Raw genomic sequence first — 22,110 nt, 5'->3', positions numbered from 1 at the left:
GGTGTGGAAGCTGCCGGCGTTATCGCCGCTGCTGCGGACGCAGCCCCGGCGGGCGCTGCTCAGGACGTGCCGCGGCTGTGGTGCAGGGCCGTGGGCGCACCGGCGGACTGGCTGCCCTCGTCACCAAGGCTGATGGTGTCGGCAGCGGTCAGCTGGACCACGTACAGGTGGCCGCTCTCGCATTGCAGCGAGGTGTCCGAGCGGTTGGTCGGGTGGCTGGTGGCCGCGACGAACGTGGCCGTCGTGCCGCGTACCGACCGTAGTTCCAGGGCTTCTGTGCAGCCGACCTCGCGGCCGGTGCCGGCCTCCTTGATGTTGCTGACCTGTTTGCCGGCCAGTTCGCCCACCTCGGCGGTGTGCAGAGTGAGGGTCACGGTGAACGACTCGGTGCGCGGGTGCTGTTGGCCGTCCGCGTCAGGGTTGCCCGGCCCCGTGCCGGTCCAGACGCCCGCCCATGCGGCGGAGAGGGCGGGCGCGGAGGACGAGGGGGGCGGGGAGGCCGTGGAGCCTTCACCGGCCGTCTCCTTGTCGAACGGGTTCCATAGCAGGACGCCGGTCACTAGGGCGGCCACCGCGAGGACGGAGCCGGCGACGGTCCAGCGGACGCGGCGGCGTGCGCCCCCGTCCCTGTGGGGGGCGGGGGCGCCGTGCGGCCCGAACCCGCCTGGCCCGGCGGTGCCGGGGGCGAAGCGGGGCTGGGCGGTGTCAGGGGTGAACGGGCCGTACGACGTGGGGGTGCCCGGGGACGACTGGCCGTACGGTTCCGGGGTGTCGGGGGGCGGCGCGTACGGCGTGGCGGGCGTCTGGTGGCCGAGGGATGGGGTCAGGGACCCCGCCCCGGGGGTCGTCGGCACGGGCGGTCTCCCGCCGGCGGACGTCACCGCGTCCGAAGGCGCCTGCACCTGACCGTGCGGCGGTACCGCACACAGGTGTGCGACCTCCTCCTCGCGGGCCGCGAGGTCGGCGCCGAGTCCGGGCGGGAGCGCGCCCTTCCACGCGTCGGCCACCGAAGCGTGCCCGCCCTCACGAGCGGCCGTCCGCGGGTCGTCCGCGGCCCGCCCTCGGCGTAGCCGGGCCGCCAACTCGGCGCTGTGCGGCCGGTCCTCGGGCCGCTTCGCCAGGCAGGCGCGGATCAGCGGGGCCAGTTCGGCCGGTACGCCGTCCAGGCGAGGCGGCTCATGGACGATGCGGTAGAGCAGGGACGCGGCCGAGGGCTGCTCACCGGGATACTCGAAGGGACCGGTGCCGGTCGCGGCGAACACCAGGACCGCGCCCAGGGAGAAGATGTCGCCCGCCTCGGTGACGGCTCCCCCAGCGGCCTGTTCGGGAGCGAGATAGCCGGGCGAGCCGATGACACCGCCGGTGCTGGTATGGCGGGAGTCGTCGGCGGCCCGGGCGATGCCGAAGTCGATGAGCATGGGCCGGTCGCGGCCGAGCAGGACGTTGGACGGTTTTACGTCTCGGTGGGTGAGTCCGCAGGCGTGCACGGCGGTCAGCGCCGCGGCGAGTTCGGCGGCCAGAGCACGCAGGGCGGCGGGCGGCAACGGCCCGTGCCCGGCGACCCAGTCGGAGAGAGCAGGCGCGGCGACGTACTCGGTGGCCAGCCACAGCGGGCGATGTCCGGGCGGGCTGAAATCCACCACCGAGACGGTCCACGGGGACCGGACACGGTCGCTGGTACGGATCTCCCGGGCGAAGCGCCGCTCGAAGTCCGGAGCGGCGGTGAGGTCGGGCCGGACCGTCTTCAGCGCCAGGGGACGGCCGGTCGGCGTGCGCGACAAATAGACCTGCCCCATACCGCCCGCACCGAGCCGCGCCAGCAACGGATAGCCGCCGATCGTGGCCGAATCCGTGCTCTCCAACGACTGCACCCACGCCTCCCCCTGGTCACCTCACCCCGTGACGGAAGCAGGATAGTGGGCGGGCCTGACGTGCCCCTGCGGGAGCTCTGTTCAGGAGGTGACCAGGTCTTCCCAGTAGGTGGCGAGGGCGGGAGGGGCAGGTCATCGCCGGTAACTTGGACGGCGTCTTCGCACAGACCAGGGCCGGCGGTGGGCAGGGTGTAGTGGATGGTAGGACCGGTGCCGGCTTACGACAGGCGCACGGACGGCCAACGCGAGCGGTCTACATCCGCTCCACGTACCCAGCCCGCCATTCGGGCGACGGGTCCGTACCCAACTCGGTCCAGTACTCCCGCCCACCAACGATCTTTCCGTCCCGAACGGTCCAGAACGACGCCACGCGGTGGACCCCCATGACATCGTGCGGGACCTCCACCTCAGAGACCACTGCCTCGCCATCCGCCACGATCCGCAGCACCCGGATCGACCACCCCTCCGGGTACTCCGCCTTGATCCTCACGAAGTTGTCGCGACCCACGATCCGCTCTCCACTCACGGGCCACTCCACCACCAGGCCGTCGGCCAGCAACTCACCCAGCCCTTCCCAGTCCCGGGCCTGCATGCGCTCCCACAACCCTTCAACGATCTTAGAAGACTCCATGGCCGCATCCTGACAGGCCCTACTGACAACACTCGGTCCGTGATGCCGGACAGCCGCAGGCGACAACGCCACTGAAGCCGTACACCCCGCCTGCCATGCAGGCATCAGACACAGCGGTCCGCGGCATCCATCGCGAAGGGAAAGACGATCGGTCTGGTCCGCGACCAAGACCGTGTCCTACGTGGTGAGTCGGACGAGTCGCTTGTAGCAGCGCAGGGAGGCGGCAAGTACGAGAAAGCCAGGTAGTCGCGGGGATTGCGCTCGTATCGAGGGCTGGGTCTTCGGTAGCCGGACAGCCAGCACATGGTCCGCTCAATCAACCAGCAGCGTCGCCCTGGTCGTTCACTCGACTCGATGCCTTTGCGCGCGATGCGCAATCCGATCCGTTCCATCGAGGCCAACTATGTATGTCGGGGCGGTCGTAGGCCTTGTCGGGAAGATCACCGTGCGCGCGAACGCGGGCCTGACGTCGCATAACACCGTTCGGACGAGCGGGACTTCCCGATTCGGTAACGGTGTCTCCCCCGCCGCGTAACAGTTGCAGGCAGCGCTTTCACACCGTCCTCTCAAGTCTTGAGCCGTCTCATCACCCCCGGCATACTCCGTCGTCCGGGGGGTGGCGTACAGGTGTACGAGATATCCCTCGGTCGGGCGAACGGGGAATTCGCCCGATACCTCATCTCCAGGGGGAGATCTTGCGCAGACAAGTGAAAACAGCGGTTGCGGCCACGGTGGCCACCGCCGCAGCCGTCGCCCTCGCAGCGGGTATGACCAGCCCCGCGTCGGCGAAGCCCGCGCAGCAAGTCCAAGCCGCCGGCTCCTTACTCACCGCCAAGCACCACGTCACCCTGATCACAGGGGACCGGGTCGACCTCGACGCCAAGGGCCGCGTCGTCGGCCTGCGGCGGGCCAAGGGCCGGGAGAACATACCCATCCAGGTACGCAAGGCCCACGGCCACACGCTGGTCGTCCCGGCCGACGCGGCCCGCCTGGTCGCGTCTGGCAAGCTGGACCAGCGCCTGTTCGACATCACCGAGCTGAACAGGGCCGCCACCCGCAAGGCCCAGAAGAACGGCCTGAAGGTCATCGTCGGCTACAGCGGCGCCGCCGCGGCCGCCAAGACCGACGTCCGGGACGCCGGCACCCTGCGCCGCAGCCTGAAGGCGCTGAACGCGGACGCCGTGCAGACCCCGGTAAAGGACACCGCCGAGCTGTGGCACGCCGTCACCGACGGGGACGCGGCCGCCTCCGGCATCGCCCACGTCTGGCTCGACGGCGTCCGCAAGGCCGCCCTCGACAAGTCCGTGCCGCAGATCGGCGCCCCCGTCGCGTGGGCCGCCGGCTACACCGGCAAGGGCGTCAAGGTCGCCGTCCTGGACACCGGCGTGGACACCACCCACCCGGACCTCAAGAGCCAGGTGGTCGCGTCCAAGAACTTCACGGCGGCCGCCGACGCCACCGACCACTTCGGGCACGGCACGCACGTGGCCTCCATCGTGGCGGGCACCGGCGCCAAGTCGGGCGGCAAGTACAAGGGTGTCGCCCCCGACGCCCAGATCCTCAACGGCAAGGTCCTGGACGACACCGGCTCCGGTGACGACTCCGGCATCCTCGCCGGCATGGAGTGGGCGGCCGCGCAGGGCGCATCCGTCATCAACCTCAGCCTCGGCGGCTACGACACACCCGAGATCGACCCGCTCGAGGCCGAGGTCAACAAGCTCTCCGCCGACAAGGGCGTCCTGTTCGCCATCGCCGCGGGCAACGCGGGCCCCCAGTCGATCGGTTCGCCGGGCAGCGCGGACGCCGCGCTCACCGTCGGCGCCGTCGACAAGAAGGACAAGCTGGCGGACTTCTCCTCCACCGGCCCGAGGGTCGGCGACGGCGCCATCAAGCCGGACGTCACCGCGCCCGGCGTGGACATCACCGCCGCAGCCGCCAAGGGCAGCGTCATCGACAAGGAGGTCGGCGAGAAGCCCGAGGGCTACCTGACCATCTCCGGCACGTCGATGGCGACCCCGCACGTCGCGGGCGCCGCCGCGATCCTCAAGCAGGAGCACCCCGACTGGGGCTACGCCGAGCTGAAGGGCGCACTCACGGGCTCCGCCAAGGGCGGCAACTACACGCCGTTCGAGCAGGGCTCGGGCCGTATCGCGGTCGACAAGGCCATCAAGCAGTCCGTGATCGCCGACCCGGTCTCGGTCAGCTTCGGGGTGCAGCAGTGGCCGCACACCGACGACAAGCCGGTCACCAAGCAGCTGACGTACCGCAACCTCGGCGACAAGGACGTCACGCTCAAGCTCACCAGCACCGCCACCGACCCCAAGGGCCACGCGGCCCCGGCCGGCTTCTTCAAGCTGGCCGCGACCTCGGTGACCGTCCCGGCGCACGGCACGGCCGCGGTCGGCTTCACGGTCGACACCAAGCTGGGCGGCACGATCGACGGCGCCTACTCGTCGTACGTGACCGCGACCGGCGACGGGCAGACCGTCCGCACGGCCGCCGCGGTGCAGCGCGAGGTGGAGTCCTACGACGTCACGCTGAAGTTCATCGGCCGTGACGGCAAGCCGGCACCGTACTACAGCGCCGACCTGGCCGGTGTGGCCGGTCTGGCCAACGGCCAGCGGCTGAACCCGTACGACAAGTCGGGCACGGTGAAGGTGCGCGCGCCGAAGGGCACGTACATCCTCAACACCGCCGTCTTCGGCGACCCGCAGGACGCGAGCAAGGGCATCGACTCGATCGCCCAGCCGAAACTGACGGTCGCCAAGAAGCAGACGATCACGATCGACGCGCGCAAGGCCAAGCCGGTGGACATCACCGTCCCGGCCTCGGGTGCCAAGTCCGTGTTCGCCTCGCCCGAGTGGGACGTGACGGTCGGCGATGGCGAGTACGGCTTCGGCTGGTTCCTCGACACGTACAAGAACTTCCACACCGCCCACCTGGGCCCGCAGCTGCCGGCGGGCACGCTGACCCAACAGTGGGACGGCCACTGGACCAAGGGTGCCACCGAGCAGTACGACGTCACCTCCGGCGGCGCGGTCAGGCAGCTCGCCACCGGCTACACCAAGCACTACAAGGCGAGTGACCTGGCCACGGTGAAGGCGCGGCTCGGCGCCTCCGTGAGCGGCAAGAAGGGCTCCATCGCCGCCTTCGGCTGGCTGCCCGGTGCTTCCGGTGGCTCCGCCGTCTCCATCCCGCAGAAGCTGCCCGGGACCCGCACCCTGCACCTGGCCGCCAAGGGCGGCGTGAAGTGGGAGCTGGAGTTCGAGCAGGACGGCGGCCTCGACCAGGACGGCTTCCCGATCGGCGAGGCCGGCTACGCCCTGGGGGCCCAGTCCTTCACGGCCGGCAAGTCGTACACGAAGACGTTCAACACCGCGGTCTTCGGCCCGCACCTGAACGCCGACTTCGGTGTCTACCGCGACGGCAACCAGATCTACGGCCTGCTGCCGCTGTTCGCCGACGGAGCCAAGCACGCCGGCTCCTCGCTCTTCACCTCGGTGAACACCACCCTGTACCGCAACGGCAGCAAGGTCGGCTCCAACCACGACCCGCTCTTCGGCGACGAGCCCTTCAAGGTCCCGTCCGCCGACGCCGCGTACAAGCTGACCACCTCGGTCAAGCGCGCGTCGAACGTCGCCGCGGTGTCCTCGCGGATCGACGCCACATGGACGTTCCGCTCCAAGAAGCCGTCGGGCGGCTCCGCCAAGCTCCCCGTCTCCGCCCTGCACTTCGGCGCTACGACCGGCCTGGACAGCCGGGTCGACGCCGGCAAGAAGGTCACCTTCCCGGTGTCCGTCGAGGGCGCGGCCGCGGGCGGCAACCTGAAGTCCCTCTCGGTGTACGTCTCCTACGACGGCAAGACCTTCAAGAAGGTCACCGTCCGGGGCGGCAAGATCACCGTGCAGAACCCGGCGAAGAACAAGGGCATCTCGTTCCGCGCCAAGATCACCGACAAGAAGGGCAACACGTCGGCGATCACCATCTACAACGCCTACCTCGGCAAGTGACACACCGGTAGGCCGATGACGGACGGCCCGCGGGAAGCACCGCTTCCCGCGGGCCGTTCGCGTGCGCCGCCCCGGACACCCGCCACCCGCGCCTCGGCCGGGGCGCCATTCGGACAGCCGGCAGCGCCTCGGACCGCGGGCACCGCCCGAGTCGCATCCGTGCCTCAGCTGGCCAGCAGGCGCAGGGACTGAGCCGAGGCCGACTCCAGCTCGGCGTGGTACGTGATCAGAGCCTGGTCGGTGTCGCCCGCCACCCGGTACGTCTCGAAGCGCAGCGAGAAGTCCCCGACCGGCGGGTGGTGCAGCCGCCTCACGACGTGGCTCTTCTCCTGACGTCGTGCGTCGCGACTACGACGGCACCGGCCCCGGTCTGCCCATCGTCCACCTCGTCGACGCCTCCGGCGCACCATCGCCCTCCTCCACCCCGCCCCGGCAGCGGTCTCGACGCCCTCATCCGAAGTGCCGTCGCGGGGAGAGCGCTTCGGCGCGCGGCGTACCCGCGGCCGTCGAACCCCGACGGTCGGCTGCGGGTGAGGATCATGCAGCGCGAGACAAGGGCAGGAACTCAGTAACCCGTCACATGTCCGACGGATGCATCCCGTCTCACCCCTTCCGTCAGCAGGCGTCAGCCCGTGGGCCCGCCGAAGAGACTGCCGTTGTCGCTGCCACAGGCGCCGCCCCCGGTGACGTCGCCTGGCGTAGTGGTCACTCTTTGACAGGAGGGCGAATCGCTCCGGGTTTGACTGTCGCTCCCGCCGAACAGGCCATTCCCCGATCCTCCCCACGCAGAGGAAGATCCGGTGGCCGTATCGGCACAGCCCGGCGCCTCGACACTCGTGACGGCGAGAAAGGGCGTCGACGATCGCCACCCTCATTGCTCGTCCTCGCAAATCAGGGTGTCCGGGCTGCGGGTGGCCTAACTCGGGCGTGATAGCCCACCGCGGGGCCGTCATCGGGCCTGGGCGGAGCGAGAACTGCGGGACAGTGACCCTGGCCCGCCGCTACGGGGGAAAGCGGCGGGCCAGGAGCCCTTCCACAGTGCCATATCCGCACGCCAACCGCGCGGCCCTGCCGCCGTCGTGGCCGCCGTTCGACGCTGCCTATGCACGGAAAGTGGCGCGTGGGCTCCCCAGGCATCGCGCCGACTTCGCTGTCCGCATCACGCCCGCCGAGCTGCTGCCCGCATAGATCGCCTCCGCGCCGCGAGGCAGATTGACACCGGACCCGTCACCGTACCACCGCGAGGCGTGGCCCTGGTCCGCCATCCGCTCGTGAAACCCGAACTCGTGGTGGCAGTCAGCGTCGACGTCACCCGAAACGCCAATCATCGGGATTCTTAGCTGCCGAACGCGGGTCGGGGCTGCGTGCCAACTCGCCGCCCCGTCCTCCCACGAGCGTCAGATGCCCGGGCTTCGCTGTGCTCGTCGGCCGGCTGCTCACTCACATCATCTTCGTTCTCGTGGTCGAACTGGCTTCCTGACGGCGAGCGCAAGGCCAGGCCGGACCGTCCATGCTTTCCGCCTGTGAAGCCAGCGAGCCAGGGTCGATTGCTGAATCCGCCGCACCTCCATGGACGCACGGCCGCATATGCAGGCAAGTGAATTCGGTGAAGGAATAATGACTGCTCTGTTCGCATTCACCATTACTCCATGATTACTCCATGACCGATAATCGCGCCTTCGGCCGGTGAGGCCCGTTCTCACAGTGCGCCATGGCGCGGAAGTGAGGCAATGAAACGGCGCATTAACTGACGCGTATTCACAGGGACTCGTTGTGTCGGTCCACTCCTGGGCATTGCCATCCCGTTCTTCGGCATTGCCAGCACGTGCCGCCGTCAGGAGGAGTCATGCCCTTCGCCAGAATGTCCTGGCCCGGAGACCATCGCGACGAGATCGTCGCCGGTGCGCTCGTCGCGGCGGTGATCGTCGTCCTCGGATACGCGTCGGGTATCGGCGGCACCGGCGACCAGAGCGTGAACATGGCCGCTCCTCCGGCCGCCAAGGCCCCCACGCCACCGTCGGAGCGCAGCAGCTCCGGTCCTGCCGATACCGGCACCGATACCGGCGGTTCGGAGGGCGGGACCTGGGACGGTTCCTGGCCGCTGCCCTCCGGTGCGGTGCCTACGGGCAGCGGCACCCAGGACGGCGGTGGCCATGCCGGGCACGGCGGTGCGGGCCCTCTTCCGGGCCCCTCCGGCAACGCGTCGCCCTCTTCCTCCCCCTCGTCGCCTGCCTCCTCATCCCCTTCCCCTGCTCCGTCGCAGTCCTGCGAGGACGGCGAAGTGCATCTGGTGCAGCCGCTTCTCAATGGGGTGATCACTCCCGTGACCGGACTTCTGGACGGCCTCAGTGGTCTCACAGGCGGAAGTTCCCCGTCGCCCGCCCCTTCCGCGTCCCCGTCGGTGTCCGCTGACTCGGCGGCCGCCTCGGCCGATTCGACGGGGGTCTGCGTCGGTGTGGCGTCCGACCCGGCCGTGGTTGGGGAGCTGACGCGATGAGAGCTCGCGCTGTGGTGACAGCCGTTCTGGCTCTGTTGGTCCTGCTGGTCGGCGTTCCCGTCGCCTCCGCCCACACCGAACTGGAGTCGTCGTCCCCCAAGGACGGCACCCATCTGTCCCACGCCCCGGGCACGGTGACGCTCACCTTCAGCGAGGCCCTGGACCTGGCCGACGTGCACGTGGCGGCGGGTGGCAGGCCCTTGACCGTCGCGAGGCCGGCCACCGGGCAGCGGCGCGCGGCGTCCGTCGTCGTGACCCTCCCCAAGGCCACCGTCGAGGCCGGCCGGGTGACTTTGGACTGGCATGTCGTCGATGAAGAGGACGGGCATCCGACCTCCGGCAGTGTGTCCTTCGTCATCGGTGCAGGTGCCTCAGCGTCGGCGGCCAGGAGCGACGCGGCAGCGGCCCCCGCGCCTTCCGATGCCGTGCGCAAGGCGTGGGTCGCCGTCCGCTGGGTGGACTATCTGGCGTTGGCCCTGTTCGTCGGCGGCCTCGGGTTTCTGGCGATGTTGTGGCCGCAGGGCTCCCAGGACCGCAGGACGCGACGGATCCTGGCGGTCTCCTGGGCGGCCGGGCTCGTCGCCACTCTGGCGGGTGCCGGACTGCAGGGCGCGTACGGCGCGTTGGGCGGTCTCGGCGACGCGCTGAAGGTGTCCACGTACACGAACCTGCTGAACAGCGAGGTCGGCGTCGTACTCGCGTGCCGGGGGCTGATGTGGGTGCTGGCGGCCGTGGTGCTGGCCGCGCTGATGCAGGGCGGTGAGCGGGCGGCCCGGTCGCCGGGCTGGCGGGTCGGCGCGGCCGTCGTCAGCCTGGGTCTGCTGCGTACGACGGGCATGGCGGGCCACAACTCCGAAGGCGGTCACCCGGGATGGGGTGCTGTGGCCGATCTCGTCCATCTGCTCGGCGTCTGCCTGTGGCTGGGCGGTCTCGCCTTCCTGCTGTTCGGCGTGCTGCCCCGGCGTCGACCGGCGGAACTGTCGGCCGCCGTGCATGGCTACTCCACGCTGGCCGGCGTCTGCGTCGCGGCGATCGCGGTGGCCGGAGCGGTGCTCGCCTGGCAGGTCGTCGGCTCGTTCAGCGCGCTCTTCGACACCGGCTACGGGCGGCTCCTGCTGATCAAACTCGCCGTGCTGGGCGCCGTGTTGCTGGGCGCCCAGCGCAGCCGGAGCTGGGTGCGCACCCGGCTCGACATCGCCGTCCTGTTGCGCGGCGATCGCGCCACCGTCCGGCCCTTCGTCCACTCGGTCGCGGCGGAGACGGGGCTTGTCCTCGTCGTCCTTGCCGCGACGAGTCTGCTGGTCACGTCCGCCCCCGGCCGCTGACCGGTGCACCACCCGTACCACCCGTTCCTCTTGAAGGAGAACCATCCCTATGAGCACTGACGACTCCGCCGCCGACGGCGCTCGGCGGCAGCGAGGGCACGGATCCCGTGCCCGGCGCGGCAACCGGGTACTGCTGACGGTCGGCCTGGGCGCGGCCCTGGCTTCCGCGGGCTGCCTCGCGCTCCTGCAGAAGGCCAGTGGAGCCCCGGCTCCCGCCACCGCGCAGCCGGCCGCGGAAGCCCACTCGATGGCACAGCCGGCGGCGGCCCAGGCCAAGGCGGCCGACTACACCATCAAGATCACGAACTACAAGTTCGCCCAGCCGAAGCTGACCGTCAAGGTCGGCCAGACCGTGAAGTGGATCAACGAGGACAGCGCGCCGCACACGGTCACCACCACCAGCGGCCCGGCCAAGTTCGACTCCGGCACGCTGAACAAGGGCGACAGCTGGTCGTACACCTTCACCAAGGCGGGCACCTACAAGTACTACTGTGCCGTCCACCCGGACATGACGGCCTCCCTCACCGTGGTCGCCGACAGCGGCGGCTCCACCGGGGGCAGCACAGGGGGTTCGACCGGAGGATCCACGGGCGGTTCGACCGGTGGAACGAGCGGAGGATCCACGGGCGGTTCGACCGGCGGCAGCACGGGCGGATCGAGCTCCGGCGGCTCCAGCGGGGGCTCGACCGGCGGGAGCAGCGGCTCGGGCGGTACGAGCGGCGGAAGCGGTGACGGCGGCTCCGAGCAGTGCGTCAGCATCCAGCAGGTCCTGCTGCCGATCCTCCAGCACATCGACAAGGCCCACCTGGAAGAGTCCCCCGGCCAGCAGGTCCAGGACGCGCTCAAGCTCGACAGCTACCTCAAGATGCACACCGTCTGGGTGGAGTCGATCATCGCCCCGGCCGTCAACGGCGCCGGCTCCGTCGGCGACGACACCCTCACCGTGCTCCTGCAGCACATCAACTCCGCGCACCTGCAGGAATCCCTGGGCCAGCAGGTCTCAGACCTCCTCAACCCGGACGCCTACGTGAAGATGCACACCGTCTGGGCCGAGCACATGCTCACCCCCACCGAGGACTACCTCACCAACTCCTGCTGAAGCGGGCCCTGAAGAAAGGTGGCGGGCCGGCCGAGTCGCAGTCGGCCGGCCCGCCACAGGCCATTGTCCCCTCCCCCGCCTCCCTCGCACACCGAGGTGCCCGCCGTGAACACACAGACCCTCCCCACCCACACCCTGCCTCCTCCCGTCCCCGGCCCGTCCTGGCTGCCTCACCCTGGTACCTACGGCGCCGCCGGCGACCGCTGCATCGTCGAACTGACCACCCTCCTCGGTCCCCTGCCGACGTTGCGCCGCCGCGTCACCGCGGACCGAGCGACCCTCACCGTCGCGCCGTCCCCCGACGACTGCACCCTGAGCCTGAAACTGACCGGCACCGCACTCGAGGGCGAGGAGCTGACCTTCGCCGGCACGGCGATCGAACCCGACGCCGACGACACGCGGCTGCGCCTCCCGGGCGAACTCGCCACCGGCGACACCACCGTCCCCGGCTTTCCCGCGACGCTGGCCCTGCGCGTCGTCGAACGCACCGACACCAGCCTCCTCGTCCTCGGCACCATCCGCGTCCCCTACCACCCGCTGCGCCGCACCACCGGCTTCGCCCTGTCCCGCATCCGCCCCGCAGACCGCTTGCGTCTGCTCATCGCCGCGGAGTTCACATGCCGCCCCGCCTGACCCTCCGCATCCCGGGCGCCCTGCTCGCCGCGCTGCTCCTGACGGCCGCTCTCACCTTCCTGCAGGCGCCCGCAGCGCAGGCCGCCGGCCACCAGATCGTCATGTCCGGCTACGCGTTCGGCCCCCGCTCGCTCACGATCACGGCCGGCGACACCGTCACCTGGGTCAACCAGGACACCGCACCGCACGACGTGAAGACCTCCTCGGGCCCCGCCTCGTTCCACTCACCGATGTTGAACAAGGGCGGCACCTGGAGCTACGCCTTCACCACCGCCGGAACCTACGGCTACGTCTGTACCGTCCACCCCGGCATGACCGCGCAGATCGTCGTCAGGGCCGCTGCCACCCGTGCTCCGGCTTCGAGCCCGACCTCCCACCACACCATGCCGATGGCGCCTGGGCCGAATCCCGCACACACCCGGAGCCCGGCATCCGGCGCACCTGCACACCACAGTGCCAAGGCCGCCGCGCCCGCTGCGAGGGACAGCCCCACCGCCTCCACCGTCCCGGCCGCCGCCGCACAGCCGGAAGCGACACCGGCGGCGCAGCCAGCCGGCGCGACGCGCCCACTGGACCCGCTCCTGGTCCTGGCCGGCATCATCGCCGGCGTCGCCGTCCTGTGCCTGCTCCTGGTGGGATCCCGCTCCGCCGCGGCCGCGGCTGCGACCTCCGCCAACGGGAAAGAAGACTGACGCCACGGCAAGAGCACACCCTTCACAACGCTCTGCTCGCCCCCTCAGCAGGAGACAGGGCGAGCAGGGCGTGACGCAGGGGTGGCGAGACGATCGGAGCGCCGCTCTTCAGCGCGAACGTCCACGGGGTGCTGCAAGCGCGGCTCGGCGGCACAAACCTCGAAGAGGGTGGCGACCACCCAGGCGCGGATCGCGCGGTCCATGGCGTCATAGGCGCGGCCCCGGGAGTCGCTGCCGGTAGCCTTCATTGTCCCTGTCACCGGTGTCACAAGGGCCGCTACGCCGACCCTGTGTCGCGCATCGTCCATGGTGGGCAGCATCGCGACAGGGGCAGGAGGGGAGTTGTCCCCAGCATCTGCATGTCTCGTGCCGCGGCGCACCGTCGCCTCTTGAGGCGGACAGCGCCCCCGCCTGTGTCGGCGAGGGGCGCTGCGCATCCGGCCGGATTGCCTCCCGAGCTTGCCGACCGGAGTCCGGGCGGCCGTGCCGCCTCGTCAGGACTCGGCGCAGCCCTTCCACGAAGCGGCCGCGCCGTTGGGATGGTGCTCGGCTCCGTCCCGGGCCAACAGCCGCGCGTGTTGCCTGAGATGTGCCGCCCGTTCGGCTGGCTCCTCCACGTGCGTCTCGTACGGCGAGGCCGTCACGGCGCAGGGAACATGATCGAACAGCGGCAGATCGTCGCGGGCGATGGGCCAGGACAGCACCCGTCCCCCGGCTACCAGTCGCAGACAGTAAGAGTCCATCGAGCCGTCCGGGTCGTCGAACACTGTGACGACGGCACTCGCAGGATGGAGGGCGGCGAGCCAGGCAAGCAGTTGGGCACGTTCTCGGGTGGTGCGGCGGAGTTCGTGTGCGTAGGAGTCGGCGTGCCGCTGCCAGCGGGCGGTCGCCTCCGCACAGTTGCGCAGGTCCGTTTCGAGGCGCTGACGATCCTCGTCACGTGCGAGGACGTAGCGCAAGAAGCGGGGCACGCGCCGGTGCCTCGGGGCGGTGGGCGAGACGGGGGCTGGAGGTGAGCCGACGTCAAAAGGGGGCGGGGACACGTGAGCGCTCCGGGTCATGGGTGACGCAATGGGTGACAGGGCGGGGATGCCGGATCCGGGCCGGGCAGGTGGCGGCCCGGATCCGGCTTGCTCATCTACGAGTGGATCCGGTCCGGCGGTAGTGGCCGGCACTGCGGGCGTTCGCGGCGCGGCAAGCTTCGTCCACAGGCTCTCGCCGACGCAGATGCCGTTGGTAGGCGGCACGCGTCCCGCAGGGGGCCGGCACGCGTGTCTTACGGGTGCGCGGTACCGGGTCGGGGGGCAGGACCGGCACAGGATGTCTGCGCGCAGTCCGTTCAAGGCGGTGGCGCTGGCTGGGGGTGAGGCCGGCGACTATGCCCTGACGATGATTTCGGGGCAGACCGTCCTCGCGGCGCTGCATGGCTGTTCGGCAGGCCGGCAGGACGGGACAGGTGCGGCAGATGGCGATGGCTGTGGCCGAGGTGCGCCGCGAGAACCACAGATCTGGGTCGTGGTGGCGGCACACGGCGTACGACTCCCACGACTCGTCGGATGTGGCGGTACTCATGGCCGCAGTGTGCGCGGTGCCGGGTCGGCGACGGGTCTGAGCGGTCCGACGTAGGCGACGATGTTGGCCAGGGAGCAGCGTTCGAGGCGGCCGTCAAGGGTCATCATCGGCATACCGTCAGCCGTTCGCAGCCCCTGGTAGTACCAGACGTCGCCGTGCGCATCGCGGTGGGGCCGTTCAAGGTCATAGAGCACGCCGTCGAGGCGGAACGCCCGCCTGGCCGATGGCGCCGGCGACGGTGGCGGTCCCGTGGTGGGCACAAGGGGTGCCTCGGCAAGCACTGCCACGCGTACGCCGTCCCGGAGCCCCTGGCCCGCGAGCAGGTGTGGGCGGGCCTGCTCACCGCTGAGTGTGATGCCGAAGTAGTTCCGCCACCCGTCCCATTGCGACATCCCCTCGATGCCCAGTCGGACCCGGACCCGGTCGCCGTCGGCACCGATGGCGAGCACGGCTGGATGGTCCCCGAGGTCCTGTGTGATGGCCGCAGCGACTTCCCGGCTGCGGGCGCAGCGGGCGTCCCAAGCGAGGGCCTGGCACTCAAGGACGGTCAGCGCTCGTGGTGTGCGGATCCAGGATCCCCCGACGGTGCGGTGCAGGAGGATCGGGGGCGAGGGGACTGTGGGTGGCTGGGCCGAGGCGACAGTCTGCCCAGTGGGGTGCCGTCGGCTGTCGGTGGGGATGCGGAGCGGCGGTCGGCACGTACGGTCGTTCATGCCGGCACCTGCCTGACCGTGCCGCGCAATTGGCGCAGCGCCCGGTGTGTCAGGCCCTTGACGGCTCCCGTGGTTCGGCCCATCGTGCGAGCCGTCTCTTCCGGGGTTAATTCGCCGAAGTACCGCAAGTCGATGCAGTGGCGCTGCTGCGGGTTGAGGGTGCGCAGTGCGCGCCGTAGCGTCTCGCGCGCTTCGACGGCGTCCAGCGCGCGCAGCGCGGGTGTGTCGTACGCGGTGCCGTGAGCTGCTGTCCGTTCGGGCTCGGCAACCGCCGTCTCTCTGCGGGTCCGGCTGCGGGTCATCTCGTCGAGGTAGAGGTTGCGGGCGATGGTCATCAGCCAGGCGCTGAGGTCGGTGCCTTGCCAGACGAAGCTGCCGATGCCGCGCCAGGCACGCAGGAACACCTCCTGCGTCAGGTCCTCGGCGAGATGTCGGTCATGGCTCCTGTGCAACAGGTAGCGGTAGACGAGCAGATGGTGGCGGCGGTAGAGCACGGCGAACGCCTCGGGATCACCGGAGCGGGCCCGCGTAAGCGACGCGGGTTCTGCGACGGTCTGCGCGCTGCCGAGTTGGGTCGTTTGGGACATGGTCGACTGCTCCTAGGACGGTACGGGAAGCCGTGAAGGGCCTCACGATCAGGCCCCATCTTCACTCTTCATGTAGATGTAGATTTCGAAGCTGTGGTCAGGGGCTGCGGGTTCTCGCACGGGAACGCCTTCGTCATATCTCGGGCGCACGCCCGCCTCCCGAAGACATCTGCAGTCTTCGCGTAGATGTAGATTCTGTCAAGCCGACGCCTCCACCTCGCAGTTGGGCTCTCGAGCGGCCCTCGATTCACGTACTCCGGATGCCGGTCTGCGATCTACTTGCGCATGTAGATTTCATGCCGGATCCTCATGTGCGTGACGCACCAGCCGACGCCTCCACATGAGCCAGCTCACCAGGACGAAGACCTGGCGAGGCTCCTCGAACGCCTGTTGTCGGCAGTCCCTGACAGAACACAGAAAGACCTCGCCCTGGAGGCGGGGATCCCCTACCCCACCCTCAACGCCTGGATGAATCGCACCCGCGGCACGTCCCGCATCGACCCCGAGAAGCTGCGGTCCATGGTCGAGGTGTTCCGAAGCTGGGGTGTGCACACGACGCCCCGGGAGTTCTTCGCAGCAGCCGGACGCCCCGTACCCGGCCCCAGCGCGGACGAACGCGAGGCCCGTTTGCTCATGCTGTACCGGCAATTGCCGGAAGCCCGCCAGCGCGCCCTGATCAAGGACGCCGAGGCCATGTTGCAGGTCAGCCGCATCACGTGACAGCCCTGACGGTGAGAACACGTCAGCGGTAGGCATATGCACACCCTTTGTTGGCTGTCATGGAAACCCCGAAAGCCCCACCAGGACCACTGAGTACGGGTACCATCAGTCAGCCGCTGACCTCCCGGAGCGGATCACTTCACTTCATTCTGTTGTGCATCCCTGGGGAGACAGTTGTGTGCATCCACGTTGCCCTGGTAGACGAGTTGCCCACCGCCGCCGTATGGGATCCCGACGAGGTTCGCATCCTCGTGGCGAGAGGCTCACACGTGTTGGACGTGTTCAAGGAACTCCACGCCCTGCTCACCGTCGATCTCGGGGCTCCGGCGCCGACCGCGAACGGCCTGCTGTGCTTCTGCGGAGCCGACATCATCCTGCCGACCCAGCTTCAGACGTGCACCCCGACGGCCCGAGCCTGTTGAGCGACCTTCGTTCGAAAACCAGCTGCACTGGTCCCGGGCGGTGATCGACTCCTCCCACGCCCGGGTCGCACGCCGGAACCCTCCGGCTCACGGTGTCGCCGACCAGCGGCAACCGAAACGACGTCACCCAGCCCATTGAGCTGCTCGACAAAATCCCGGCCATTGTTCGATTGGCCGGACGACCGCGCAGACGGCCCGACAACACCGACCGCGGTTACGACCACCACACCTTCCGCGAGGTCGTCGAGCGTACGAACCCCAGCCGACCAGCTTCCGCCGCTCATGGGTCCGCAGGCAAAGTCGCGACGACGTCCACGAGGCATTCCTCGGCCTCGCCGCCCGCGAGTTGGAGACCGGCTCCTGAAGCCGACTGTCGGCGGTGTGGCGCGTCATCGCCTCCCAGGGGTAGTGGAAGGCTTGAACCATGACGTTTCGACCTTGGCCGGATTTCAGGCGTTTCTGGCAGCCGGGTCACACGCCTGCCCTGGTCGTCATTCCCCTCGCATTGATCGTCACGGTCTGCGTCGTGGACGTACTGGCGCCGCCGGACATCCACCTCGGGCCGCTGCTGGTGGCTGCACCCGCGATCGCGGTGGCACTCGCAGGCCCGCGAATGACTGCCCTGATGGGGGTGCTGGCGGTCGGCGCGCAAGTGCTGATCGGCGTCCTCAGGGGAACCCTGGCGACCGCGAACGTCCAGACCCAGATCGCCGCTCTCTTCACTGTCTCCGTCGTGTGCGTCGCTGCGTGCGTGGTGCGGGATCGGCATGAGCAGCAGTTGCACCGGGTGCGGTCGGTGGCCGAGGCGGCGCAGAGTGTGCTTCTGCAGCCTCTGCCTGCCCATGCGGGTGCGCTCGGAATCGCCGGCCTGTACCTGCCCGCCGTGGAGGAGGCCGAGCTGGGGGGAGATCTGTACGCCGTAGCCCGTACCGCCGATCACAGCACCCGGATCCTGATCGGTGACGTGCGCGGCAACGGCCTGGCCGCGATCAACAACGCCGCCCTGCTGCTCGGCGCATTCCGCGGGGCCGCTCACCGGCAGGCCACCCTTCCCCGTCTCGCCATCCACCTGGACGCCGCGTTCCGCTGGGATACCAGTCAGTGGCAGCCGCCGGCAGAACAGGACACCGATGAGGACTTCGCCACCGCTATTCTGCTCGACATCCCCGACCATGATCCGGTTGTTCACCTGATCAGCTGCGGTCACCCACCACCACTGGTGCTGCGGGGAAACCACGTGATCCCACTCATGCCCGAGGCCAGTCACCTGCCGATCGGACTCGGCGGCGTCTTCGGCAGTGGTGCCTACACCGTGCAGACGTTTTCGTTCGAGGTCGGCGACGTGCTCCTGCTGTACACGGATGGTGTCATCGAAGCACGCGATGCGCAGGGAGTGTTCTATCCCTTGGCCGAACGGGCGCCGCAGTGGGCCAAGGACGACCCCGACGAACTGCTGCGCCTGCTCCGACGCGACCTGCTGTCACACGTCCACGATCACCTCAACGACGACGCGGCCGTCGTCGCGATCCGCCGCCTGGCAGCCTGAACCCGGCCGCCCGTGGGCTCGGTCAGTCGTCCAGAGCCAAGAGACCTCGAGCTCAGCGGGTACGAGGCCCTCCGCTTCGGCCACAACGATCTCCGGGTTTGCGTTGTCGCCCAGGCCCGTCGAGGGCGGCGCCTGAACCGGACACGTTCCGCCGCTTCAAGGTGAGGGGCCGACGCCCTCGGTATCGGCGCGGGTTCCCCCGCGTACGGACTCGCGGGAACCGGCGCCAAGACGCTCATCGGGGCTGACCCCGCCATTCCCCACCGACGTCACGCCGTACAGCAAAGTGAAGATCGACATACAGCGGTCGATTCTGAGACGGCAAGCACCTGTCCGCACCCGTTGCGTGATCCGCATGTTTGTGAGGATGGCGACGAGTGGGGACACGGACACCTCACGGTTCTTGCAGCTGACCTGCATCGGAAGTGTCCTCCCGAACCGTTCTGCACACGTCACCTTCACATGTGTGCGGATAGCCGGAGTGAAGAGGGGGCGGCTTGCCAGACAGGCACCCCCTGCGGGATCGTTGCCTGAAGGAAATGATTCCTTTTGAGTTGGTGAGGTGAGGGATTCGCCCAGCGAGTCCTCGATATTTGGTTTTCACCCGAGCGCAGACCGTCGCAGACGCGGAGCCGAACTTCCCCTGGGGCCGTGCCCCCTACCCGGTCCTGGTCGCTGACGCGGCGGGTCTTCTCACGCAGCGCAACGACGCCGCACAGGCCCTCCTGCCCGCAGCCTGCCCCGGGGCACGCTTGGCCGACGTGGTCCCGGCCTGGCTCGCCGCGGCTCAGCGGTCGATTCACCCGGCCGGCTCGCCGGCCGCGCTGGAGCCAGAGACGCCGCTGTCCGGTGTGATCGAAGGACGCCGTTTCGAGGCACACCCCAGCGTGCGGGACGACGGCACGGTGGCGTGGTGGCTGGTGGACGACACCGACCACCAACTCGCCCGTGAAGCCCTGCACATGGAGCAGGAGCGGACCGCGTTCCTCGCCACGGCGTCCAGCACTCTGCTCTCCTCCCTCAACCTGGGGCGCTGCATGGACGTGACCGCCCAGATGGCCGCCGAGAACCTCGCCGACGCGGCCCTGGCCATCGCCCCGGCCCGCGGCCACCACCTGCCCGTGGTGACCTGCCTGCGCGGCGGCACCCCCACCACCTCTCAGGAATTGGTCGACGCGGACGAGGTTCCTGGTCTCGGCGAAGCCCTGCGCGGGTTCCCGCCGGTGCCCTCCCGGTGGATTGAGCCCGCCGCCGCCCCGGCCTGGATGATTCCCGAAGGCTTCGGTCCCATCGGGGCGATAGTGATCACTCCACTGCCCGGGCACGGCGTCCCGGCCGGCGCGCTGGTGCTGCTGCGCAAGGAGGGCAGCGCCGCCTTCACCGAAGAGGAAGAAGTCTTCGCCCGCCTCTTCGCCGCACGTGCCGGGGCGGCGATGTCGGCGGCGCGCCTGTACGCGGAGCAGACTGCCATCACCGAGGTACTCATGCGGGAGCTGCTCCCCCCGGCCCTGCACCAGATCTCCGGCGTCGACTTCGCCGGCAGCTACCGCCCCTCGGCGGACCACGAACGGATCGGCGGGGACTTCTACGACGTGCACCCTGCCGACGTGGAGGGTGAACCGTCACTGGTGACGCTGGGCGACGTGTGCGGCAAGGGCCTGGAGGCCGCCGTTCTCACGGGCAAGATCCGCAACACCCTGCACGCCTTGCTGCCTCTGGCCGACGATCACCAGCGGATGCTCACCCTGCTGAACACGGCGCTGCTCAACTCCCACCACACCCGCTTCGTCACGTTGGTCCTGGCCTCCGCCGTCCGCAAGGGCAACGAGGTGCACGTGCAGCTGACGAGCGCCGGCCATCCGAACCCGCTGATCATCCGCGTTGACGGCACCGTCGAGGAAGCCGACACCCGCGGCACCCTGGTCGGGGCCCTGCCGGACGTCCGGGCCCGCACGACCAGCGTCGTACTCGCCCCTGGGGAGTCCTGCATCCTGTACACCGACGGAATCACCGAGGCCAAGGGCGGCCCGCTGGGCGATGCGCTCTTCGGTGAAGAACGCCTTCAGCGCGCCCTCGCCGCATGCGCCGGCATGCCGGCGGAGGGCATCGTGGAGCACGTTCAGATGCTCGCATCCCAGTGGCTCGGCAACCGCCGACACGACGACATGGCCGTCGTCGCCATCTCCGCACCCCGCACGCATCATCTGAGCGCGGTGAACGGCCACACCCGGGGCAGGTACACCGCATGAGCACGAGCACCCCGCCCCGACTCCCCGCAGGCGCCCGCATCCGCGAACTGGCCGACCGGCTGTGGAACGCCGTGGCGGCCGGGGACGAGTACAGCGCCACCGACATCGTCCTGCGCGCCCTCGACGACGGCATCGCCCCCGAGTCCGTCCTCCTGGACGTGATCGCGACGGTGCAGGGCAGAGCCGGTGAAGAATGGGCCGCCAACCGCATCAGCGTCGCGCAGGAACACGCCGCGACGTCCATCAACGAACGCGCCGTCACCGCGCTCGCCCTGCACCCCACCGCCCGCCAGAGGCCCTACCGGGGCCGGATCACGGTGGCCTGCGTAGACGGTGAATGGCACGCGCTGCCCGCCCGGCTGGTGGCCGAGGTGCTGAAGCTGCGCGGCTGGCAGGTCGACTACCTCGGAGCGCAGGTCCCCGCACCGCATCTCATCTCCCACCTGCACACAACGAAGGCCGACGCGGTCGCTCTGTCCAGCTCGATCGCCACCAGGCTTCCCGCAGCCCACGCGGCGATCACCGCATGCCAGGCCGTCGGTGTCCCCGTCCTGGTCGGCGGCGCCGCGTTCGGACCCGACGGCCGCTATGCCCGGTTGCTCGGCGCCCAGGCGTGGGCCCGGGACGCGCGTGCCGCCGCCGACCGGCTCGCCGAAGGGCCGCTGCCGCGCCCGCAGGTCGACCACCAGCAGATGGACGACCTGCCGCACCTGGCCGACCAGGAATACACGATGGTCGCCCGCAGCAGCGACTCCCTGGTACGGACCGTCTTCCTCGCCCTGGAGGACGCGTTTCCCGCCATGCGCGTCTATGACGACGTGCAGCGCGAGCGCACGGCGGAAGACCTCGCGCACATCGTGGAGTTCCTCGCCACCGCCCTCTACGTCGGTGACGAAGGCCTCTTCACCTGGTTCATCACCTGGACCTCCCAAATCCTCCAGGCGCGGGGGGTGCCCGCGCAGTCCCTGCCGCCGGCCCTGAACCTCTTTGCCCGCGAGCTCAAGGACTTCCCCCGGGCGTCCAGCACACTGCAGCGCGGCATCGAAGCCCTCACCGTCGACCACCCCACAGCTGGAACGCCTGCATGACCACATTGCCCTCCACACTCCACCTGACCACCATCGACACCGACGACACGGTCCGCATAGAGATCACCGGGGATCTCGACTACGACACCGCTGACTTCCTCCTGGAAGAAGTCACCACCCAGCTCGGTGCCCGGCCGGAGGTGAGACACGTGCACCTGCACTGCGCGGGACTGGGCACCGTCGACTCCATGGGGTTGTCCATACTGTTGATGATCGGCCGCCGCACTGCCGCGGCCGCGGCACGCCTGCACCTGGACGACCGGCCCGCACAACTGGACCGACTCCTCGACATCACCGGTACGCTCGACTACTTCACGGCAACGACCCCTACCGGTGCCGCGGCCGCACACCAGAACACGACAGAATCCTCGGAGACCACGAGGGCAACACGAGCGGCCCGCCCCGCCGGACCGGACGGCACCACCTGAGCCATGCCCGGCCGACCAACCGGCAGA

At 69.7% G+C, this 22,110-nt stretch carries 18 protein-coding genes and 1 pseudogene; 11 read left to right on the top strand and 8 right to left on the bottom strand.

Annotated elements, in window-relative coordinates:
* Nucleotides 1-59: 59 nt before the first annotated feature.
* The 3 genes and pseudogenes from ACIGDI_RS28185 to ACIGDI_RS28175 form a co-directional block, all read right to left on the bottom strand.
* Nucleotides 60-1,871 (bottom strand): serine/threonine-protein kinase, encoded by a 1,812-nt coding sequence (locus ACIGDI_RS28185; RefSeq protein WP_399902102.1) that lies wholly within the window; start codon nt 1,869-1,871, stop codon nt 60-62.
* 253 nt (nt 1,872-2,124) lie between these two features.
* Entirely contained in the window at nt 2,125-2,502 is a 378-nt protein-coding gene (locus ACIGDI_RS28180; protein ID WP_399902099.1) for a nuclear transport factor 2 family protein, read from the bottom strand.
* A 177-nt stretch (nt 2,503-2,679) separates the two neighbouring features.
* Nucleotides 2,680-2,935 (bottom strand): annotated as a pseudogene (locus ACIGDI_RS28175) (IS5/IS1182 family transposase); the annotation flags it as partial.
* Between the two features lie 274 nt (nt 2,936-3,209).
* Here ACIGDI_RS28175 and ACIGDI_RS28170 point away from each other — a divergent pair.
* On the top strand, nt 3,210-6,512 hold the full coding sequence (locus tag ACIGDI_RS28170) for a S8 family peptidase (RefSeq protein WP_399902096.1): 3,303 nt from the start codon (nt 3,210-3,212) through the stop codon (nt 6,510-6,512).
* A 164-nt stretch (nt 6,513-6,676) separates the two neighbouring features.
* Here ACIGDI_RS28170 and ACIGDI_RS28165 read toward each other — a convergent pair whose 3' ends face one another.
* A complete protein-coding gene (locus ACIGDI_RS28165) occupies nt 6,677-6,826 on the bottom strand; it encodes a hypothetical protein (RefSeq protein WP_399902094.1) in 150 nt (49 codons plus the stop codon).
* Nucleotides 6,827-9,005: 2,179 nt separating this feature from the next.
* Between ACIGDI_RS28165 and ACIGDI_RS28160 the strand changes: the two genes are divergently transcribed.
* The 4 genes from ACIGDI_RS28160 (at nt 9,006) to ACIGDI_RS28145 (ending at nt 12,758) form a co-directional block, all read left to right on the top strand.
* Complete coding sequence (locus ACIGDI_RS28160) at nt 9,006-10,334, top strand: copper resistance protein CopC (RefSeq protein ID WP_399902091.1); 1,329 nt, start codon at nt 9,006-9,008, stop codon at nt 10,332-10,334.
* A gap of 49 nt (nt 10,335-10,383) precedes the next feature.
* Nucleotides 10,384-11,433, top strand: a complete 1,050-nt coding sequence (locus ACIGDI_RS28155) for a plastocyanin/azurin family copper-binding protein (protein WP_399902088.1) — start codon at nt 10,384-10,386, stop codon at nt 11,431-11,433.
* A 105-nt stretch (nt 11,434-11,538) separates the two neighbouring features.
* Entirely contained in the window at nt 11,539-12,066 is a 528-nt protein-coding gene (locus tag ACIGDI_RS28150) for a hypothetical protein (RefSeq protein ID WP_399902085.1), read from the top strand.
* Entirely contained in the window at nt 12,051-12,758 is a 708-nt protein-coding gene (locus tag ACIGDI_RS28145) for a plastocyanin/azurin family copper-binding protein (RefSeq protein WP_399902082.1), read from the top strand. The genes ACIGDI_RS28150 and ACIGDI_RS28145 overlap by 16 nt, the downstream gene beginning before the upstream one ends.
* A 494-nt stretch (nt 12,759-13,252) precedes the next feature.
* Here the strand turns inward: ACIGDI_RS28145 and ACIGDI_RS28140 are convergent, their stop codons facing one another.
* From ACIGDI_RS28140 to ACIGDI_RS28125, 4 genes are all read right to left on the bottom strand, one after another.
* Nucleotides 13,253-13,729 carry a hypothetical protein gene (locus ACIGDI_RS28140; RefSeq protein WP_399902079.1) on the bottom strand — a complete coding sequence of 159 codons (477 nt, stop codon included), beginning with the start codon at nt 13,727-13,729 and terminating at the stop codon, nt 13,253-13,255.
* A gap of 163 nt (nt 13,730-13,892) precedes the next feature.
* A complete protein-coding gene (locus ACIGDI_RS28135; protein ID WP_399902076.1) occupies nt 13,893-14,330 on the bottom strand; it encodes a WhiB family transcriptional regulator in 438 nt (145 codons plus the stop codon).
* On the bottom strand, nt 14,327-15,073 hold the full coding sequence (locus ACIGDI_RS28130) for a BN159_2729 family protein (protein WP_399902272.1): 747 nt from the start codon (nt 15,071-15,073) through the stop codon (nt 14,327-14,329). The genes ACIGDI_RS28135 and ACIGDI_RS28130 overlap by 4 nt, the downstream gene beginning before the upstream one ends.
* On the bottom strand, nt 15,040-15,630 hold the full coding sequence (locus ACIGDI_RS28125) for an RNA polymerase sigma factor (protein WP_399902073.1): 591 nt from the start codon (nt 15,628-15,630) through the stop codon (nt 15,040-15,042). The genes ACIGDI_RS28130 and ACIGDI_RS28125 overlap by 34 nt, the downstream gene beginning before the upstream one ends.
* A gap of 315 nt (nt 15,631-15,945) precedes the next feature.
* Here ACIGDI_RS28125 and ACIGDI_RS28120 point away from each other — a divergent pair, with 315 nt between their 5' ends.
* The 6 genes from ACIGDI_RS28120 to ACIGDI_RS28095 all read left to right on the top strand — a co-directional run bounded on the left by ACIGDI_RS28120 (nt 15,946) and on the right by ACIGDI_RS28095 (nt 22,083).
* Nucleotides 15,946-16,350, top strand: a complete 405-nt coding sequence (locus ACIGDI_RS28120) for a helix-turn-helix domain-containing protein (protein ID WP_399902070.1) — start codon at nt 15,946-15,948, stop codon at nt 16,348-16,350.
* A 176-nt stretch (nt 16,351-16,526) separates the two neighbouring features.
* Nucleotides 16,527-16,772: a hypothetical protein gene (locus tag ACIGDI_RS28115; RefSeq protein ID WP_399902067.1), complete on the top strand. Its 246-nt coding sequence runs from the start codon at nt 16,527-16,529 to the stop codon at nt 16,770-16,772.
* 424 nt (nt 16,773-17,196) lie between these two features.
* Nucleotides 17,197-18,318: a PP2C family protein-serine/threonine phosphatase gene (locus tag ACIGDI_RS28110; RefSeq protein WP_399902064.1), complete on the top strand. Its 1,122-nt coding sequence runs from the start codon at nt 17,197-17,199 to the stop codon at nt 18,316-18,318.
* A 668-nt stretch (nt 18,319-18,986) separates the two neighbouring features.
* Nucleotides 18,987-20,567: a PP2C family protein-serine/threonine phosphatase gene (locus ACIGDI_RS28105; RefSeq protein ID WP_399902269.1), complete on the top strand. Its 1,581-nt coding sequence runs from the start codon at nt 18,987-18,989 to the stop codon at nt 20,565-20,567.
* The gene (locus ACIGDI_RS28100; protein ID WP_399902061.1) at nt 20,564-21,655 is read left to right on the top strand and encodes a B12-binding domain-containing protein; all 1,092 of its coding nucleotides are present in this window, start codon (nt 20,564-20,566) and stop codon (nt 21,653-21,655) included. The genes ACIGDI_RS28105 and ACIGDI_RS28100 overlap by 4 nt, the downstream gene beginning before the upstream one ends.
* The gene (locus ACIGDI_RS28095; RefSeq protein ID WP_399902059.1) at nt 21,652-22,083 is read left to right on the top strand and encodes an STAS domain-containing protein; all 432 of its coding nucleotides are present in this window, start codon (nt 21,652-21,654) and stop codon (nt 22,081-22,083) included. Before ACIGDI_RS28100 ends, ACIGDI_RS28095 begins: the two co-directional genes overlap by 4 nt.
* Nucleotides 22,084-22,110: the final 27 nt, after the last annotated feature.

The organism is Streptomyces sp. NPDC085900, assembly GCF_044540925.1.
GTDB classification, from domain to species: Bacteria; Actinomycetota; Actinomycetes; order Streptomycetales; family Streptomycetaceae; genus Streptomyces; species Streptomyces gilvifuscus.
This window is presented reverse-complemented; position numbering and strand designations above follow the sequence as displayed.